The sequence below is a fragment of the Heyndrickxia sp. NPDC080065 genome, assembly GCF_050281185.1.
Taxonomy (GTDB): Bacteria; Bacillota; Bacilli; order Bacillales; family Bacillaceae_C; genus Heyndrickxia.
The window spans coordinates 312,885-332,011 of record NZ_JBNNWS010000002.1 but is presented as its reverse complement, the minus strand read 5'-3'; the positions used below and the strand labels follow the sequence as shown (position 1 = coordinate 332,011).

General features: G+C 36.5%; 16 protein-coding genes and 2 pseudogenes. 13 read left to right on the top strand and 5 right to left on the bottom strand.

The features are described 5' to 3' along the window. Positions 1-190: 190 nt before the first annotated feature. Complete coding sequence (locus ACQKP0_RS03725) at positions 191-640, top strand: GyrI-like domain-containing protein (protein ID WP_427404458.1); 450 nt, start codon at positions 191-193, stop codon at positions 638-640. A 257-nt stretch (positions 641-897) separates the two neighbouring features. Here ACQKP0_RS03725 and ACQKP0_RS03720 read toward each other — a convergent pair. Beyond that, a pseudogene (locus ACQKP0_RS03720) lies at positions 898-1,122 on the bottom strand (LapA family protein); the annotation flags it as partial. 541 nt (positions 1,123-1,663) lie between these two features. Here ACQKP0_RS03720 and ACQKP0_RS03715 point away from each other — a divergent pair. The 6 genes from ACQKP0_RS03715 to ACQKP0_RS03690 all read left to right on the top strand — a co-directional run bounded on the left by ACQKP0_RS03715 (position 1,664) and on the right by ACQKP0_RS03690 (position 9,980). Continuing rightward, the gene (locus ACQKP0_RS03715) at positions 1,664-2,311 is read left to right on the top strand and encodes a TetR/AcrR family transcriptional regulator (RefSeq protein ID WP_427404457.1); all 648 of its coding nucleotides are present in this window, start codon (positions 1,664-1,666) and stop codon (positions 2,309-2,311) included. After that, the gene (locus ACQKP0_RS03710; protein WP_427404456.1) at positions 2,292-2,534 is read left to right on the top strand and encodes a hypothetical protein; all 243 of its coding nucleotides are present in this window, start codon (positions 2,292-2,294) and stop codon (positions 2,532-2,534) included. The genes ACQKP0_RS03715 and ACQKP0_RS03710 overlap by 20 nt, the downstream gene beginning before the upstream one ends. Before the next feature lie 24 nt (positions 2,535-2,558). After that, a complete protein-coding gene (locus tag ACQKP0_RS03705) occupies positions 2,559-4,880 on the top strand; it encodes an ABC transporter permease (protein ID WP_427404455.1) in 2,322 nt (773 codons plus the stop codon). Between the two features lie 3 nt (positions 4,881-4,883). Further along, complete coding sequence (locus ACQKP0_RS03700) at positions 4,884-5,642, top strand: ABC transporter ATP-binding protein (RefSeq protein WP_427404454.1); 759 nt, start codon at positions 4,884-4,886, stop codon at positions 5,640-5,642. A 325-nt stretch (positions 5,643-5,967) separates the two neighbouring features. Further along, positions 5,968-7,902: a BglG family transcription antiterminator gene (locus ACQKP0_RS03695; RefSeq protein WP_427404453.1), complete on the top strand. Its 1,935-nt coding sequence runs from the start codon at positions 5,968-5,970 to the stop codon at positions 7,900-7,902. Between the two features lie 149 nt (positions 7,903-8,051). Then, entirely contained in the window at positions 8,052-9,980 is a 1,929-nt protein-coding gene (locus ACQKP0_RS03690; protein WP_427404452.1) for a fructose-specific PTS transporter subunit EIIC, read from the top strand. Between the two features lie 228 nt (positions 9,981-10,208). On the opposite strand, the gene ACQKP0_RS03685 is transcribed toward ACQKP0_RS03690, so the two are convergent. After that, a complete protein-coding gene (locus tag ACQKP0_RS03685; RefSeq protein ID WP_427404451.1) occupies positions 10,209-10,520 on the bottom strand; it encodes a hypothetical protein in 312 nt (103 codons plus the stop codon). Positions 10,521-10,899: 379 nt separating this feature from the next. Here ACQKP0_RS03685 and rsgA point away from each other — a divergent pair, with 379 nt between their 5' ends. From rsgA to ACQKP0_RS03665, 4 genes and pseudogenes are all read left to right on the top strand, one after another. Beyond that, entirely contained in the window at positions 10,900-11,973 is a 1,074-nt protein-coding gene (rsgA, locus tag ACQKP0_RS03680) for a ribosome small subunit-dependent GTPase A (protein WP_427404450.1), read from the top strand. Beyond that, positions 11,970-12,986 (top strand): phosphotransferase family protein, encoded by a 1,017-nt coding sequence (locus ACQKP0_RS03675; RefSeq protein WP_427404449.1) that lies wholly within the window; start codon positions 11,970-11,972, stop codon positions 12,984-12,986. Before rsgA ends, ACQKP0_RS03675 begins: the two co-directional genes overlap by 4 nt. Positions 12,987-13,490: 504 nt before the next feature. Continuing rightward, a pseudogene (locus tag ACQKP0_RS03670) lies at positions 13,491-13,637 on the top strand (mannose-6-phosphate isomerase); the annotation flags it as partial. Between the two features lie 50 nt (positions 13,638-13,687). Continuing rightward, a complete protein-coding gene (locus ACQKP0_RS03665; RefSeq protein WP_427404469.1) occupies positions 13,688-13,756 on the top strand; it encodes a hypothetical protein in 69 nt (22 codons plus the stop codon). Positions 13,757-13,836: 80 nt separating this feature from the next. Here ACQKP0_RS03665 and ACQKP0_RS03660 read toward each other — a convergent pair whose 3' ends face one another. After that, positions 13,837-14,775 (bottom strand): helix-turn-helix transcriptional regulator, encoded by a 939-nt coding sequence (locus tag ACQKP0_RS03660; protein ID WP_427404448.1) that lies wholly within the window; start codon positions 14,773-14,775, stop codon positions 13,837-13,839. Between the two features lie 88 nt (positions 14,776-14,863). Here ACQKP0_RS03660 and ACQKP0_RS03655 point away from each other — a divergent pair, with 88 nt between their 5' ends. Beyond that, positions 14,864-15,307, top strand: coding sequence for a VOC family protein (locus ACQKP0_RS03655; RefSeq protein ID WP_427404447.1), 444 nt, complete (start codon positions 14,864-14,866; stop codon positions 15,305-15,307). A gap of 92 nt (positions 15,308-15,399) precedes the next feature. Here ACQKP0_RS03655 and ACQKP0_RS03650 read toward each other — a convergent pair whose 3' ends face one another. Beyond that, positions 15,400-16,173 (bottom strand): LytR/AlgR family response regulator transcription factor, encoded by a 774-nt coding sequence (locus tag ACQKP0_RS03650; protein WP_427404446.1) that lies wholly within the window; start codon positions 16,171-16,173, stop codon positions 15,400-15,402. After that, positions 16,170-17,456, bottom strand: a complete 1,287-nt coding sequence (locus tag ACQKP0_RS03645; protein WP_427404445.1) for a sensor histidine kinase — start codon at positions 17,454-17,456, stop codon at positions 16,170-16,172. The genes ACQKP0_RS03650 and ACQKP0_RS03645 overlap by 4 nt, the downstream gene beginning before the upstream one ends. Positions 17,457-17,591: 135 nt before the next feature. Between ACQKP0_RS03645 and ccsB the strand changes: the two genes are divergently transcribed. Beyond that, a complete protein-coding gene (gene ccsB, locus ACQKP0_RS03640; protein ID WP_427404444.1) occupies positions 17,592-18,779 on the top strand; it encodes a c-type cytochrome biogenesis protein CcsB in 1,188 nt (395 codons plus the stop codon). Positions 18,780-19,127 lie beyond the last annotated feature (348 nt).

Below are 19,127 nucleotides of genomic sequence, written 5' to 3'. Positions count from 1 at the left end.
ACGGGCAGATACGTTCTACCCTGGCTACTGTTATAATAAAACCATATAAAAAATGGTCAACCAGAAATATTTTCTGGCTGACCTTATAATACGAACGGGCAGATTAGTTACAATAATTGGGAGGAGATATTGAGTCTATGTTGAATTCATAATTAAACTCAACTCAACTTGTAAGGGAGACGAATTAGCGATGAATAACACACCAACATTGGCCGAATTTTCTGAACGCATGATTGTCGGAATGGGCAAGATTGGGGAACAAACTAATCCTGGAGATGTCTGGCCAGCTTTGTTTAACAGAATAAACGAGATTAATGACAGGTTGAATCAAATCGAAACCATTGGATTAATTAAAAGAAACGAACATGGCTATCTAGCAGGGGTTGAAACTTCAATACAAAGTGAAGTACCTGAAGGGATGTATTCCTACAAAATTCCCGCAGGCAAGTATGCAATGGTTACGCACAAAGGACCTCTGGGCAAGATAAATGAAACGTTTGAGGGACTCATTAACTGGCTTGGAACAAACAATTACGAACAGTTTGATGTTATTTGTTTTGAGGTTTACGACCACAGATATAAAGGTGAGGACAGTGAAAGTGAGTTTGATATGTTTATACAAATAAAATCCGTTGGTTAACAATATCATTAAGCTATCGGAGAACGATAGCTTAACTAAGGGAGCAGCTTGCCAAATGGTAGCTGTTCCATTCTTTTGCAACCAAGCTAAAGAGTCTCGGCCCTCTTGAAGTGCTGGACGATTGTGAAATTAGGTCTTTTGCACGAATTCAATAACAGCTTCCTCTGCCTATCAGAATGTTCAAGTTGCATCGCTAATTAACCCACCGTGCCTATATATGTATTCTACCGTTACGACTGATTATCTATATCATTAGTCTCTGCCTTTTTTAAAGATCGTTGAAGCTGATAAATTTTCATCATACCAATTAATCCAGCAAATAGTGCTCCTAATAAAACTGACCCAATAATGACAAGGATTAACGGCCACTCGGCTGTTCCAAATAAGTAATGAACCGTTACAGGTTCAACATTGATGACGGAAAAAATTGCAATAATTAATACGACAATTAGTGCTAATATTAAGTTCCATTGCTTTTTCATAAGCCACCTCGTTAATAGTTTTTATAATTATATATATTATCATAATAGGGGTACCACCAACAAAACTCGAATTTACAAAATGGTCCACCAATTCTTTAATTTTTTTTATTGGCTTAATAAACGGAAACTTATTGGAATTAATCATGTATAGCGCAATTCTTCATTCAGTGGTGTAATCATCGTTATGAATCCAAAGAAGGTATTTTATGAAAAGTAGTACATATTTAAGTGATAATTTGTACAGATATATACTTAAACAATAACATATTATATTAATTAAAAATTATAGCTTTGTAAAAGAGATTGATTGTTTTGAAAAAGGTATGATTAGAATCACCTTACCTTTATAGTTCTTTTAGAGTTGAGGTGTTTTTCTATTGGATATTAATTTCAAATGGCTATTAAGTTTGTAAATAAATGTACGTAAACTAAATTTTAAGATCATTTTTTCACAAAATTTATTACAAATTATTGACAAATAATAACAGAATGCTAGAATTATATAGACAGACAGTCGGTCTGTAGAATGGAGCTGTAAAAATTGAGAGTTATAAAAAAAGCCGAGGAACGCAGGAACGAAATACTTGATGCCGCTGAAGAGCTTTTCGGTCAGAAGGGCTTTGATGGCACAAGTACAAACGATATTCTCGAAAAGGTCGGAATTGCGCGGGGAACGCTGTATTATCACTTCAAGTCGAAGGAGGATATTATGGACGCACTAATTGAGCGGTATACTGTCCTCCTTTTAGGAGCAGCGAAGGAAATTGCCGCAGACAAGAGCATACCCGTAAATGAGCGTATTATCCGCGTTGTAATGGCACTTAACATAAGTGGCGGAAATAGCAAGGAAATTATGGAGCATATTCACAAGCCTCAGAACGCGCTTATGCATCAAAAAATACAAAAGGTCATAATCAACGGCGTTCCACCGATACTGACGGAAATAATCCGCGAGGGTATTGAGCAAGGACTATTCAGTACGCCGTATCCATATGAATGCATGGAAATGGTTGTGGCATATACGAATACCGTTTTTGATGATGAAATGGTTACTATGACGAATGAAGAGCTTGCTTCACGTATACAGGCGTTGGTTTTCAATGTAGAAAGGCTGCTCGGTGTTGAAAGTGGAAGTCTTATGTACATGATGAAGATGTTTGGCGGCGGAAATGGAAACAGCAATGAATAATTCAGGGGAATTTTTCAGGAAATTTCTCCTTCTATGGTCAGACAATCTTTTTTCAGCTATAGGAAGTGGTCTTATTTCGTTCGGGCTTGGTGTTTATGCTTTTGAGCAAACGGGGAAAGATCATCAGCACGGGTGGTGGAAGAGGAACGGGATTACTCATTATTATCGCTGGGGTGCTGTTATGTGTTACTTCAGTAATTCTGTACAACTTGAAATCAGTTAAAAAGCTAGAAAGCAGAGGTGACTTATGTATTTCAGACTAATCCGTAATGATATTTCAAAAAGCAAGCTGATAACGTTGACCACCATGATATTTGTCGCTGCCGCAGCTATGCTTGTTTCTCTCTCGGCGATACTTGTCGTAAATCTTTCGGGTGCGATAGATACACTCATGAAGCAGGCGAAAACTCCGCATTTTATGCAAATGCACTCAGGTGATATTGATACTGTACGGCTTGAGGATTTCGCGAATCAGAACAGCAATGTTGATGAATTTCAGGTGCTTGAATATCTCAATGTAGACGGTGCAAAGATTGTAATTAACGGGAACTCGCTTGCAGACAATGTTCAGGACAACGGCTTCAGCACACAGAGCGAAAGATTTGATTATCTCCTTGATCTCGACGGAAACGTTATCAATGTATCCGATGGAGAGATTTATGTTCCGGTAGGTTACATGAAGGACGGTACTGCAAAAGTTGGGGACAAGGTTGTGATAAACGGAAAGAAATTTACTGTTGCTGGATTTCTCCGTGATTCACAGATGAATTCGTTGCTGGCTTCGTCAAAGAGGTTCCTTGTGAGCGAAAATGATTATGCGACAATAAAGGATTTCGGAAGCACGGAATATTTAATTGAGTTCAGATTAAAGAACTTGTCTGAAATTGGCGCATTCGAAACTGCTTACACCTCCGCAGGGCTTGAAGCAAACGGACCGACAATTACATATCCGCTTTTCAAAATGCTTAATGCCATTTCCGATGGGCTGATGATTGCAGTCATACTTCTTGTAAGTGCGCTTGTCGTTGCAATCGCATTTATGTGTATACGCTTTACGCTCCTTGCGAAAATCGAAGATGATTACCGTGAAATAGGTGTTATGAAAGCAATAGGGCTTCCTGTTTCCGATATAAAAAAGATTTATCTTGCGAAATACGCGGTGATTGCGGCAGCTGGTTGTATTCTTGGATTTGCACTTTCATTTGTATTCAGAGGTGTGCTTCTTGAAAATATACGGCTTTATATGGGGGAAAGTAAAAATTCTTCTTTTCTAGCTTTATTTTTCGGAATAATTGGTACATTGCTAGTACTCTTTGCAATTATTGCCTATGTAAACAAAGTGCTGAAACGCTTTCGAAAAATATCAGCCGCGGAATCAATACGCTTTGGCACTGCTCAAGAAAAATCTAAAGGCGCAAAACATTTTTTCCTAAGCGGAAACAGGCTGCTTAATACGAATATTTTTCTGGGCATAAAAGATGTTCTTGCAAGAAAAAGACTTTACGTCACAATGCTTGCGGTGCTTGTGCTTTCGACATTTATCATTATCGTTCCACTGAACCTGTACAACACTATTTCCTCAAAAAGCTTCATCACATATATGGGGATAGGAAGTAGTGATATGCGCATTGACATTCAGCAGACTGACAATATTTCTATAAAAGCAGCGGAAGTTGTAAAGACGCTGGAGCGCGACAGATCTATATCTAAATATGCTGTGCTGACGACCAAAACATTCAAAGTAAAGACAAAGAACGGATCGGAGGAAGGAATAAAAATTGAGCTTGGCGATCATTCGATATTCCCAATAGAATATTCCGAAGGCAGAGCACCCGATGCAGAAGACGAAATTGCGCTTTCAGCCATAAACGCTGAAGAGCTAGGCAAAAAGATCGGCGATGTCATTACGCTGGTGATTGAGGGGAAGGAGAAAAATCTCACAGTATCCGGAATTTATTCCGACATTACTAACGGTGGCAAAACTGCAAAGGCAGTTTTCTCCGACAATTCGGCGGATATTATGTGGTGTGTTATTTACGCGGAGCTTTCCGATAAATCTCTTGTCGGAGGTAAGACCTCGGACTATGCGGACAGGTTCCATTTTGCAAAGATTTCGGGCATTGATGAATATATTACACAAACATTTGGCTCAACAATAAGCTCCGTCGGAAAGGCCAGCTTTGCTGCAATTGTCGTTGCGCTGATTATAACGGTATTGGTTACACTTTTGTTTATGAGAATGCTTGTTGCGAAGGACAGATACTCAATTGCCGTAATGAAATCGTTAGGTTTTACAAACTCGGATATTGCAATACAGTATGTGTCACGTTCGGTATTTGTTCTGATTGTAGGAATTGTATTTGGGACGATTCTAGCAAACACTCTCGGAGAGTTACTTGCGAGTGCGGTTATCTCTTCGTTTGGAGCGTCATCGTTTAAGTTTGTTGTTAATCCACTTTCTGCGTATCTATTAAGTCCATTGATGATGATATGCTCAGTTCTTATCGCAACAATTATCGGCACATCGAGCGCGGGACAAATAAAAATATCTGAAAATATGAAGGAGTAAATTATGAAGAAGATTATTATCGGTGAAAATATAGTAAAATCTTTCAGAGTAGGCAATGAAAAGCACAATGTTCTCGATGGCGTGTCCGTTGAAATAAACGAAGGAGAGTTTGTTTCGGTCATGGGACCTTCGGGCTCAGGAAAATCGACACTGATGTATGCGATGAGTGGAATGGACGGCATTGACGACGGAAAGGTTTCTTTTGATGGCAGGGATCTATCAGCACTTAGTGAAAAGGAGCTTGCCGATATACGCAGAACAAAAATGGGTTTTGTTTTTCAGCAGCCGACTTTGCTTAAAAACCTGAATATTCTTGATAACATCATTCTTCCTTCAATGCGAGATAACAGAAAAAGCGTTGCGAAGATTACCGAAAAAGCTAGAGAGCTTATGAAAAAGGTTGGTATTGCGGAGCTGGAAAAGCGTTATATTACCCAGGTTTCGGGAGGGCAACTTCAGCGTGCGGGAATATGCCGCGCACTTATTAGCAATCCTAAAATTATCTTCGGTGACGAGCCGACTGGCGCGCTTAACTCAAAATCCGCACAGGAAATTATGGACATAATTTCCGAAATTAACACAGAAGGTACCACGGTTATCCTCGTAACTCACGACGCAAAGATTGCAGCTAGGACTGAGCGTATTATGTTTATGTGCGATGGAAAAATCGTGAGCGAAATGCGGTTTAAGAAATTCGATGGCACAGATATGGATGACAGGATGAAAAAAGTCACGGCAAAAATGCGGGAGATCGGAATATAATATGTTGTTTTACGATCACAATTTTTTACTGATGTATGAAACAGCATTCAAAATTAGGAAATAGGTAGAGATGGAATTGAATATACCCTAAAATGATTGCAATTTATATAAAAGAAGGAAAGAGATTGCAACATGTATAAAGATGAGTACAGAAATGATATTATAGTTCCCAATAGACTTATACTATTGGGAATTTTTATTTACTATAATACAATAACACATAGTAACAATATAGATGGAATTCAAAAATAGAAATATATAATTTAATGTGATAGTCATCTTTATGTGAAAAGCGACAAATGGGGATTGGAAGCAGGTGGAATTGATGAATACAAGACAAAAAGAGATTTTATTTCTATTACTATCTGAATCCGATGGGCATGTATTGGTTCAAGAGCTTGCGAATGAAGTTAATTGTTCGGAGAAAACGATTCGGAATGATTTTAAAGTAATTGAAAATTATCTTGAGAAGTATCCTGGTGCACACCTTGTAAGAAAACCAGGCTTAGGAGTTTACTTGAAAATAGAGGAACATGAAAAGGCAGATTTGTTTAATAAGTTATCTCATGTGAATCATCGTACCAAGTATGAATCCGATGAGGAAAGGGTTTTGCAGATTACTTATAACTTATTAATGAACATCAAGCCAGTTACAGCACAGGAGATGGCTTCTCATTACTTTGTAAATCGAACGATTATTAAGAAAGATTTAAATATAATTGGAAAATGGTTAAGTCATTTTGATTTAACTATTTTATCCAAACAGCGAGTAGGACTAGTTATTGAAGGAAGTGAAAAAAATAAACGAAAAGCATTAGCTAGATTATCTGATTTGATTCGGAATTCGGAGCTTACGAATCAATTTATTAAAGAACAATTTTTATATCATGAAGTTGAAATGGTTACGAATGAATTGAAATTGTTACAAAAACGACATTCATTATTTTTTACAGATGATACATTGGAAAATTTATTAATCCATACGTTGCTTATGATACGAAGAGTGAAATTGAAGCAGTCTATTTCAATTCCTGAAAAGGAAATTGAAACGATACGGAAAATGAAGGAATTTGAATGGACATTGGAATTTTTAAAACGATTAGATTTGGCTTTTGCTATTCATTTTCCAGAAGAAGAAGTGGTATATTTAACTGCTCATATTTTAGGTGGAAAGTTTCGCTATCAAGATGAGACTGAATTTACAAAGAGTAATCCAATTCTATCTAAGGTTGTACAGCATTTAATTCAGCGAATGTCCCAGTTAACTGAAGTAGATTTTAGTAGTGACCCCGTTCTCATTGATGGGTTATATATTCATTTGTATACAACATTGAATCGTTTGAATTATGACCTTTCAATATCAAATCCAATGCTTCATGATATAAAGAGAATGTATCCTTATATGTTTAATAAAATAATTCAAGTGTTAGAAGAAATTAATGAGACTTTGACTGTGTATATTCCAGAAGAAGAAGCAGCATACCTTACTTTACACTTTGAAGCATCTATTGAACGGTTACATCATCATGAAAAATCAAAAAAGGTAATTATTGTTTGTCATATGGGAATCGGAATGTCACAGCTGTTACGAACAAAGATTGAGAGGAAGTTTCGTCATGTTAATGTGATGGATTGTATTGCAAAAGCTGATCTTGAGGAGTATGTGCGGAAATATCCGGATGTAGAACTTATTATTTCGACAATTCCTCTTCCTGAGCTTGCGATTCCTCATCTTGTAGTATCTCCATTGTTAGATTGGACAGAAGAAAAAAAACTAGAAGAATTTATAAAACAAGCTAATGAACCAAATTCAAAAGAGAAAAAAGAATTTGTTATGCTAAATTACACAACTCCATTTTTAGTATTTTTACAACAAGACATAAAACATCCGTATGAATTAATTGAAAAGCTAGCAAACGCTTTGCATGATAAAGGCTACGTGGACAAAAAATATATAGAAAATGCGATTATAAGAGAAAAGATGTCAGCAACAACGATTGGAGGAGGAATTGCGATTCCTCATGGAAACCCTAAGTTTATTAAGGAGTCCGCTATTGCTATTGCTACATTAAAGGAACCGCTTGATTGGGGATCAGAGAAAGTATCACTTGTATTTATGCTAGCAGTTAAGAGTGATGGGCAAGAGGTAACGAAGCAACTATTTCGTGAGCTATCTTTTATAAGTGAACAACCATCTTTTATTCAAAAGCTTACGAAAGAAACAAATGTCATGAAGTTTTTATCGTATTTGCATGATTAACAAAAAGTGGGGCTAACTACCTCACTTTTTTGCTAAGGTAAAAAGGTCGATTTTTCCGGAAACTACGGTAAAAAACGAAACTTTTGTCATCTTGATCTTGATATATAGTAAGTGTAGGCGCTTACAAAAAGGTGTAAGGAGGATTTAAAATGAAACTGTTAGCGATTACATCATGTCCAAATGGAATTGCACATACATATATGGCAGCGGAAAATTTACAAAAAGCAGCAGATAGATTAGGAGTTCAAATAAAGATAGAAACCCAAGGTGGTATTGGAGTAGAAAACAAACTGACCGAACAAGATATTCGGGAAGCAGATGGTATTATTATCGCTGCCGATCGTGTCGTAAATAAAGATAGATTCGTAGGAAAGAAATTGCTGGTTGTCGGGGTGCAAGATGGTATCCGTAAACCAGAGGAATTAATTAAGAAAGTAGTAAGCGGTGACGTACCTGTTTATCATTCACAGTCTAAAACGGTAGAAAGCAATCAAACAGAGAAAAAACAAAATCCAATTTATCGCCATTTAATGAATGGTGTATCGTTTATGGTTCCATTCATTGTAGTAGGAGGATTATTGATTGCGATTGCGTTAACGCTTGGTGGAGAAAAAACACCTAGTGGTTTAGTCATCCCAGAGGATTCTTTCTGGAAAACGATTGAACAAATTGGCGGGGCGTCATTTATGTTTATGGTGCCAATCCTAGCTGGATATATTGCGTACAGTATAGCTGATAAACCTGGGCTTGTTCCTGGTATGATTGGTGGATATATTGCAGCAACAGGAAGTTTTTATGGAAGTGAAAGTGGTGCTGGTTTCCTGGGAGGAATTATCGCAGGTTTCTTAGCGGGTTATGTAGCATTAGGAATTAAAAAGATAAAAGTTCCAAAAGCAATTCAGCCTATTATGCCGATTATTATTATACCGGTATTTGCATCACTTATTGTCGGTTTAGCGTTTGTATATATTATTGGTGCTCCTGTAGCACAAGTTTTTGAGTCATTAACATCTTGGTTAGCAGGCATGCAAGGATCAAGCTCTATTCTATTAGCATTAATTTTAGGTGCGATGATTTCATTTGATATGGGTGGACCGGTTAACAAGGTAGCATTTCTATTTGGTTCAGCAATGATTGGAGAAGGAAACTATGAAATTATGGGTCCAATCGCTGCGGCAATTTGTATTCCACCAATTGGAATGGGTCTTGCTACATTTATAGGGAAGAGAAAATTCCAAGAGTCAGAAAGAGAAATGGGGAAAGCATCGTTTACAATGGGGCTATTCGGTATCACTGAAGGTGCAATTCCATTTGCAGCACAAGATCCACTTCGTGTAATTCCAAGTATTATGGCTGGGTCGATGGCAGGTGCTGTTATTGCGATGATTGGTCATGTAGGAGATAGGGTAGCACATGGTGGTCCGATTGTTGCGGTATTAGGTGCAGTAGATAATGTGTTTATGTTCTTTGTTGCTGTAATTGTAGGATCGATTGTGACTGCAATTATCGTAAATATGTTGAAAAAAGATATTTCTATTGTAGATATGCCCGAAGTAGAAGAAATGCCGCAAGTAGAACGAGAATCACAAGACAAAAGCAAGCAAGTAGAGAAAATAGATATTAAAAAATTAACAGATATTACAAGCTTCGAATTAATTGAAACGGATTTAATCGGAGAAACACGTGATGACATTATTGATGAAATGATTCAAAAATTGAACCATGTTGGTGCTCTACACTCACAGGCAGAGTTTAAACAAGCGATTATGGATCGGGAAGAGGAAAGTACCACAGGTATTGGCATGAATATTGCGATTCCACATGGAAAATCGGATACGGTTAAGAAACCAAGTGTCGCATTTGGTATTAAACAATCAGGTGTGGATTGGAAAAGCCTTGATGGAACAAATGCAAAATTAATATTTATGATCGCAGTGCCAAAAGAAAGTGAAGGAAATGAACATTTAAAAATCATTCAAATGCTTTCTCGAAAACTGATGGATGACAGCTATAGAGAGCGGTTATTATCCGTCCAAACGAAAGAAGAAGCATATAAGTTACTAGATGAAATTGAATAGAACTGGAATTGTAATCATCCTTGAACTAGAATTAGAGAAATAACTCCAATAACTCTAAAAAGAGATTGATAATTTATCATTAAGTTTAATAAAACACAGCTTGTTGATTCATTCGATAATCACAAGCTGTGTTTTTATTTAAGTATCAAAGTGCTCTAACATTAAAAACTGTAGAAGGTTTTTAAATACTATTAAGTAAGTCTTTATAGTATTGTCTTAATTTTTCTTTTAAAATGATAGGCTCGATGATTTGTATATATTTTCCAAAATAACAAGATGTTTAATGATAAAATCAATTTCGTTTGGCTCATACCATCCAACAATATATGTAGATTCAATCTCATGAACTAGCTTCATTGAGGGGTATTGTTCCTGTTGGAAATGCTCTACTCCTTCTGGATTAAGGAGACACTTAAATTGAGCTACTTTTGCATTCTTTCTATGTCTTTGAATGTCCGATAATTCATTTATAAATTTTTCATGTATGGCATGAAAAGATACTTGAAAAGGTAAATTTGAAAAACTTCTAAGAACCTGCATGGCAAAGAATAAAAGAAAGGGCTGACACAATATGCGTTTTCAGGCATTGATTTTTTTTCCAAAATAGGTTATTTTAGAGACAGCTTAGCGATAAGCAAGTTCCTGACACGAAAGGAGATGTGTTTTAATGGCAAATACTTATATGGTGGTTTGGTCTTAAAACTGAATAGCAGGCATACGAGAAAAAAGCGGGAATACGCCCGTATTATTTGGTATGCCATCCAAAGTAACCTTTCGTGAATATTGCTGTTTACAGGATACGATGAAGGTCGTATCTTTTTTGCGTTCTGATGCCACGCGACAGCAGCTTCTTTAGAGGCTGCTTGTCCGTGGCATTTTTGCGTCCAAAAAACAACATTAAAAGGAGCTAACAAAAAACATGATGGATTTGAAAAGCTATGGCTACACAGAAATAGAAGCAATTCCCGACGGATTATTGCCCGGCAGGGTGACGGAGCTTAGGCGCGAGCGCTTCACGGTCATGACCGAGCGCGGCGAAGTAACGGCGGTGCTCAAAGGAACGTTCTATTACAGCGCGGAAATGCGCGTAGACTTTCCTTGTGTCGGTGATTTTGTCTTGCTGCACTACAATGAGAGCGGAGATTCTCTTATCGTTACGGTACTGCCTCGCCGTTCCAAGTTCTCACGCGCGGATTATTCAGGGCATGCCGCAGGCTATGCCAAAACCGTGTTGGAACAGGTCGTTGCAACCAACTTTGACTATGTGTTTATTCTTTCTTCTCTGAATGGGGATTTCAACGTTACCCGCATCATGCGGTACCTGACACAAGCTAGGCAGAGCGGCGGCCAGCCGGTCGTCATTCTGACCAAGGCTGATCTCGTTGAAGATTATAATCTTCTGCTCGCAGAAGTCACACAAAGCATCCCTGATGTGCCGGTTCACGCGATCTGCAGTCATACAGGACTGGGACTGAACGAACTCGATCCCTACTTGCTGCCTGGTAAAACAGTCGTCTTTATCGGTATGTCCGGCGTCGGTAAATCATCTCTGCTAAATACGTTAATAGAACAGAACGTAATGAAGGTTCAGGCGATCCGGGAGGTCGACAGCCGAGGGCGACATACAACAACGCACCGTCAGCTGTTCATGCTCCCCTCCGGTACGATGGTCATCGATACGCCGGGTATGCGTGAGCTTGGGCTTTTTGATGCCGACGAAGGCATACACGTAAGCTTTACCGATGTGGAGGAATGGTTCCCGCAATGCCGATTTAGGGATTGCCGCCATCAGGCCGAACCGGGCTGTGCCGTTCTCGCCGCGCTTGCCGACGGTTCGTTGCCGCGTGAACGGTGGGAGCATTATGTTGCCCAGCAGCATGAGAACAAGTATGTCCAGGATAAAACGAGCTACCTCATCGACAAGAGGGCTCGAAACAAAACTATCGCCATGCGGAGCAAGCAAACGAAGAAAAACGGAGGATGGAAGAAATGAATATTAAATTCGAAACGCTGATCTATGCCTTAAGCCGACGGTTCAAGAAGGATATCATCTCGGCCGACTACCAAACCATGCCGTTACAGGGCGGAACTGTGGGAAATGTGTACCTGGTAACGGGGATTGCCAAAACCGCGGATGGCGAAAAATTTCCGTACCGTATCGTGCTGAAAATCCAGAAGAAATGGGAGCGTTACGGCGATCCAGGTTCATGGCGCCGGGAATATGATCTCTATGCGTCTGACTTGGGAGCGACGTTCTCAGATGCCTTCCGCTGGCCAACATGTTATCACGCCGAGATTAATGCCGAAGGAAATGAATTCCAGTTGTGGCTGGAATATATCGATGGCGTAACCGGTTTAGACTTGACCGGTGACATGTATGAACAGGCCGCGCTGGAGTTAGGACGCTACCAAGGCAAGCTGTATGCGGAGCAGCCCGCTATGCTGCAGAGCCTGACCAATCTGAGCCATGCGGATTTCATGAAGAATACGTATCTGCATTACCGGTCATGGCCAGTCGTCTACGATTATATACGCTCGGAGGATTGCGAATTCCCGCAGTACGTGCGGCAAATGCTCATCGACATCGATGAGCACGCAAATGAGATACTCGCCCGCATCGAAAAATTGCCCCTCGTGCTATGCCACCGGGACTTCTGGGTGACCAACCTGATTTATGCCGACGGGAAAATCGTGCTCATCGACTGGGATACATCCGGATGGGGCTACCTGGGCGAGGATCTCGCTAGCCTGATTGCTGATGAAGCGGATATCAATCACATGGTCGAATACTACCAGCGATGTGTCCCCGCGTATTACAAAGGCTTTTCGGAGTATACGGATGTATCCCCTATCGCCGATCATTGCGTCTACGAGCTGATCCTTCTCGTATTCGGGTACAGGCTTGTGGAGTGGTATCTCCACACAGAGGACGATGACGAGAAGATGAGGCATGTCCATACGCTCCAAAAAATCTATGAAATGAAGACCAGCCCTGCGCAGGGTTGACTCTAAAAAAAGAATTCCGAAAACCATTGAATGTATTAAGCAGACTATAATTAGAAGAGGATACTATGTTCAGTATGAGAGCATATATCCTCTTTTTTCATATATCATAGATTCTTTGAAACGTCGAATCGAGAAAATGGAAGGAGAAAATAAGGAATTGCGTGAGCAATTAAAATTTGCATACGCGGATGTATACAAACAGATATAAGGAAATATAAAGATGTAATTCTATCATACACACTTAAAATTTTTAGAAAAAAATAAAGAAAGACCGCCAATATTCTAGAGCAAATGCTCAATATATTAACGGTCTGTAGATTTGAAATAAAGTTTGATAATTAATTGTTCAAATTGTTTAGTCATATTATGTAACCTCCTATTCATCAAATTTTTTTTGATGTTTTTATTATATGTGAGATTTGTGCCGCCTGGTTTGGAGACAGGTCGTAGCACACATGGTTCACGTTTTTCAATCAGAGAAAAAACAAAATTCAATTTATCGCCATTTATGGACATCATGCGAAAACAAAAAAAGAATTATTGGCTATGATTGAACAGAAAGAATGGAATAAACTGTTACATTGTGTAAAGGTAAAACCAGGAGATTTCTTCTACGTACCAAGTGGAAAGGTTCATGCAATTGGTAAAGGGAGTTAATAACAGAAAATGAATGCTATTCCTTCAAAAAGGGAGATCATTTTATGTTACCTAGTAGTTTTGGAGAATATGAACTTGTAGGTAGAACTACATGTATAATTTCAAGTTTGTAATATTACTATTTCTTGTTAAAGCAGCCTTGTACTAAACAAGGCTGTTTGTGTTTTATATAGATGGTTTTCAAAAGAAAACTTTAAATATTATCAAGTAAATCACTATAGTATTGTCTTAATTTTTCTTTTAAAATGATAGGCTCTATTACTTTTATGGATCTTTCAAAGCCAGCAAGATATTTAATGATGAAATCAACTTCGTTTGGCTCATACCATCCAACAATATAGGTAGTTTCTGTCTCATGGATTAACTTCATTGAGGGGTAATGCTCCTGTTGAAATTGATCTACCCCAGCTTGACCAATTAGACATTTAAATGGAACGGCTTGTTCAGATGGTTTCCAAAGTGAATGAGCATTTTGTATGTTAATTTCATTTAAGTCCTCTAATGGCTGGATATCTGTTATTTCAGCGGATGTTATACGATCACAACGGAAAACACGGTAAGCTTTTTTACTCATATCATAAGCCTGACAATACCAATAGCCTTTCATGGAGTATATAGAGATTGGTTGAATATTACGAGTGCTCTTTTGGTGAGTTTTTTGATAATCTATTTTTAATACGATATTTTTAACAGCTGCTATTAATAATATTTCTAAATGTGCACTATCTTTGGTTTGCTCTGTATGTCGAAAAGATACTCGATTTTGCATTCTCTCTATATCTTGTCTTTGGCTGTCCGATAATTCGTTTATAAATTTTTCATGAATAGAACGAAAAGATACTTGAAACGGTAAATTTGAAAAGCTTCGAAGTGCTTGCATTGCAAAATAAAGGGCATAAATTTCTTGGCTGTTAAAAGAAATGGGTGGAAGCTGCATTTGATTAAGTAAACGATAGCCTCCATTTCGGCCATATTCAGCATAAATTGGAGCACCAATTTCCTCTAATGAAGTGATGTCTCTTAATGCCGTTCTTTTTGAAATTTGAAATTCATCCATTAAATCTCGAAGTGTAAAACGCTGTTTTTGATTGATATAGCGCAGCATTTGATTGAGACGCTCTGATTTTTTCATAAAAAACCTCTCTTAATGGTGCCTTAATTTGTCACCTTTATTGACTATACTTGAAAGTGTAATCAATACGGATGAAGGAGGCAATAAAATGAATTTTGAAGCGATCCCGTTTTTATCTTTGAATGGTAATGCTGCAGCAGCAATTACATTTTATGAAAAATATTTAGGTGCTAAAGTTCTCTTTAAGAAAAATTATAAAGAAATGAAGGAAATGAATCCTAATTTTAGTTATGAAGAGGGCCAAGATGAATATATTACACATTCTGTTTTGGAAATAGGCGCTAATAAACTAATGATTGCAGAGGAAGAAATGGACACTACGCGACCTTGGCAATTAGGTAATAGCTTTTCATTGTGTATTCAATCTAAAGATAAGAGTGTTATTCATCATCTTTATGAATCTCTTGTTCAACATGAGAAGGTTACTGTTTTATTGCCATTTGAAGAAAATGTATTTAGTCCCGGATATGCAATTATACGAGATCCATTTGGAATCGTTATACAGCTTTGTGTTACTGTGCATGATTTTTAAATGGTTTGAGCTAATTACATTTATTTTAATTAGTGACGAATTTAAGGGAAGCCATACAGTTTTCGGGCTTCCCAATTTGTTAAATTTTCACTTTATAAATTTAGTTTAACATTTTCTTGATTAGTTCCTTTATCAAGGCTTATCAGCTTTTTTTTGAGTTCTCGCATTAATCGAAATGATACTGGGCATTTAGCTTTATTTTTCATCACTACGAGGCGGTCTTTTACATTATATTCAATAACATGTTCTAAATTAATTAAGTAGCTTTTATGACATCGGAAAAAGTTGTCTCCAAGATAATCCAGTTCTTTTAACGTAGCATAGAATGTATGACAACCATTTTTTTCGTATAGTTCTAGTTTGTGTGGCTGAGGAGATGTTTCAATAAAGTAGATATCATGTAAGTTTATATTTTTAACCTTTTCACCTACTTTGATTTGAAACCATTTCGATGAATCTATTTGACCGATTTTCCGATATTTTGTATAAGCGGCTTGTAATGCTTCTATAACTTTTGACTTGATTTGTTCTGGTGAATCTTTCACGATAAAATCAAGTGCAGCTAGCTTATAAGTGAAAGTTAATTCTAAACGGTTTGCATGTGTAGTAATGAAAATAATTTGGGCAAGTGGATCCTTTTCACGTATAGAAATTGCGATATCCATGCCATTAATAACTTCATTAAGTTCGATATCTAATATATAACAATCGATTTGTTTTGATTGCATCTGTTGAAGTAACTGGTTTGGACTATCTGTACATAAGACGATCTCGATACTAGGTTCATGAAAAAGTGAATAGTTATTAATCGTTTTAAATATTAACTCTCGATGAAATATATTATCCTCACATATTGCAACTCTCATCTAATCGCCTCTCTTTTTACCACCATTTCTTGAATAAACCATTCATTTTCTATATAAGTATTTAAACTAACTGTTGGATAGCGACTTAAAAGCTGTTTTACATTGTATAGGCCATATCCTCGTTTATCTCCTTTTGTAGAGTAATTTTCTTTAAATAATTGCTTTATATTAGGATACTGCTGATTAGTTTTATTTTTAATTACAATTATTAGATCATCTATATACGTGTGAATAAAGGCGATATTAATTCGAGGATGTGTGTGAAGCAGACTAGCTTCAATAGCATTATCTAAAAAAATCCCAAGTATTCTTGTTAAATCCATCAAATCTACGGAAATGTCTTCAATCGTTTCAGGAACTTCAACTTGAATTGAAATGTTTAATGCATGTGCTTTTAATAATTTTGCACAAAGGAGTCCTTTTAACTCCACGATTTTCATTTTTTCAAGCTCTTTGAAGTATTCATTTTTTTGCATTGTTTGTTGTTCAGTCTTTAATATTGTTGAGTGAAAATATGCTCTTAAACCCTCTATATCTTCATTTTCAATATACCCACGCATTGAAAGGAGAATATTTGAGTAATCATGTTGGAAAGCATACATTTTCCGATTTACTTCCTCCAATCCTTGCATATATTCATTAAAGTAATGTTGTACAGTTTCTCTGTGCTTTACTAGATTTTCCTTTCGTATTGTTTGAAGCAATAAACTTGATAAAATGAACATTATTAAAAAATACACAATTAATATAAAAAAATTCATTGTAGAAAGTGTTAATTCCCCATTGTTTGAAGGAATAAAGACATTTAAATAAAAGACAATGAAAGTGATAATAGAAATCAGTAATAGAGATAGATGCAACTTATTTGTAAGTTGTAATTGATTTTGATAGCTATGTATAAAGCGTTTATAAAAATAAAGACATATAGCAAAGGTTAGTAGAATTAATAATCCATGAAGTAGTAACGGTAATTTAAATTTGTTCACAATTATTAATGCAAGATATTCCACGAGAATCGCTATAAGATTAATAACAACTACATGAAAGAAAACATTTTTTTTCTTAGAAAATATATAAAAAATCCCACCGCTTAATAAAATACAAAGGACCATGGGGAGCCAAAGAGAATCCTGACACTCCATTGCTAATATTGCGATAAATGCATTAAGAAGAAAGCAAACTAGTAATCTTTGGAACGTAGGGTGGATATTTAATAGATAAAAAAGAGATCCTAAAATTATAATAAAATTTAACATTGTAAAAGATATTAATGAAATTACCATAATTAACCTCCATCTGTTTATTGTAACGCAATTATATTAGACGTTCGAGATGAATTTTCTTACGTTGATGACAAAATAACTTCAATAATAATGACGTTATTTATAATGAATAAGGTTAAATATTTATGAAAATAGATGGAGGGTATTGGTTTGAACACAGAAAAGCTATTATCAATAAGTGGTGATGCTTTATTTTTAGCATTTATTTTATTATTAGTTGCGATTGTTCCAATAGGGTTTGCTGCTAAATCTAAGGGTACGAGAAGTGCACGAGTGGGTATCATCCTTACATATATAGCATTTGCGCTACAAATCATTTACTTTATTTGTAGATGGTTAGCAGTTGACCATGCACCTGTTAGTAATATGTATGAGTTTATGACATTTTTTGGAGTTATGTTGGTTGGTGCATTCCTCGTCATTCATTATTTATATAAACAAACGATTATTGGACTGTTTGCTATTCCAACCTCTCTATTGATACTAGGTTACGGCAGTGTTTTTACAAATGAGGTGTCTCTGTTAGTACCTAGTCTTCAAAGTAATTGGTTAACAATTCATGTTATTACGGTTGCAGCTTCAAGTGCCATTTTATCTATTGCATTTGTTACTGGCATTATTTATTTGCTATCTACATTAGATATCAATAAAAAAACTAAAGGTGCAAGTAGTTTAGAATCTATCATGTATTTTTTAGTTGTTATCATCGGTTTTATTTTAGGCTCATTTATGTTTAATTTACTTCTAGAGCCCCAAACAGTTGAGATAAAAAATATAAAAAACGGTATAACTGAAGAAGTAATTTATACGATGCCAATCCTTGTGGCAAACGAAGAGATTTCACATACAAACAATGAGCAGATCGGTTTTATATTCGTATCGAATACAATTGATGCGAGGAAGTTAAATACGATTCTTTGGTCATTTATCTTGGGAAGTGTGTTATATCTTTTTATTAGGATTATTACACGTAAAAGAATGATTGAACTCTTAAAACCACTAACAAAAAAAGTAAACCCTTCATTAATGGATGAAATTTCATACCGTGCGGTCTTAATAGGTTTTCCACTGTTTTCTTTAGGTGGATTATTTTTTGCTATGATTTGGGCTCAAATAGCATGGGGAAGGTTTTGGGGATGGGATCCTAAAGAAGTATGGGCATTAATTACATGGCTACTCTATGCTGCTTTGTTACACTTACGTCTGTTTAAAAGTTGGGAAGGTGAACGTACAGCATGGCTTTCTATAATTGGATTTGGCATGATTGTCTTTAACCAAGTGTTTGTTAATTTAGTGATTGCAGGTCTTCATTCGTATGCTTAAAAGATCAGAAGGGTTCTTTATATTGACCAATAATATTGAAAGATATGATTACGAAGACGACAAATTTTGATTGTAGATTTTACAAAAAGGATTGATAAAAAGTAGATGCTAAATGACGAAAATATCTGCTCTTTCTATTTAATGCATAATAAAAAATGTTTCGATATTCCGCAATTAAAAGGTCGGCTTATTAAAGAACATGAAAAATACGGATGACAACTAAACTCTTCAGATAAGGAAAACATGAGATTTTGTTATTTAACAACCCCATGTTTTCTTTTTTTGAGTTCAATAATTATAAATATGGAATTTCGGTTTTTCTTATTGTTACATAGTGTTTTTCGGTAG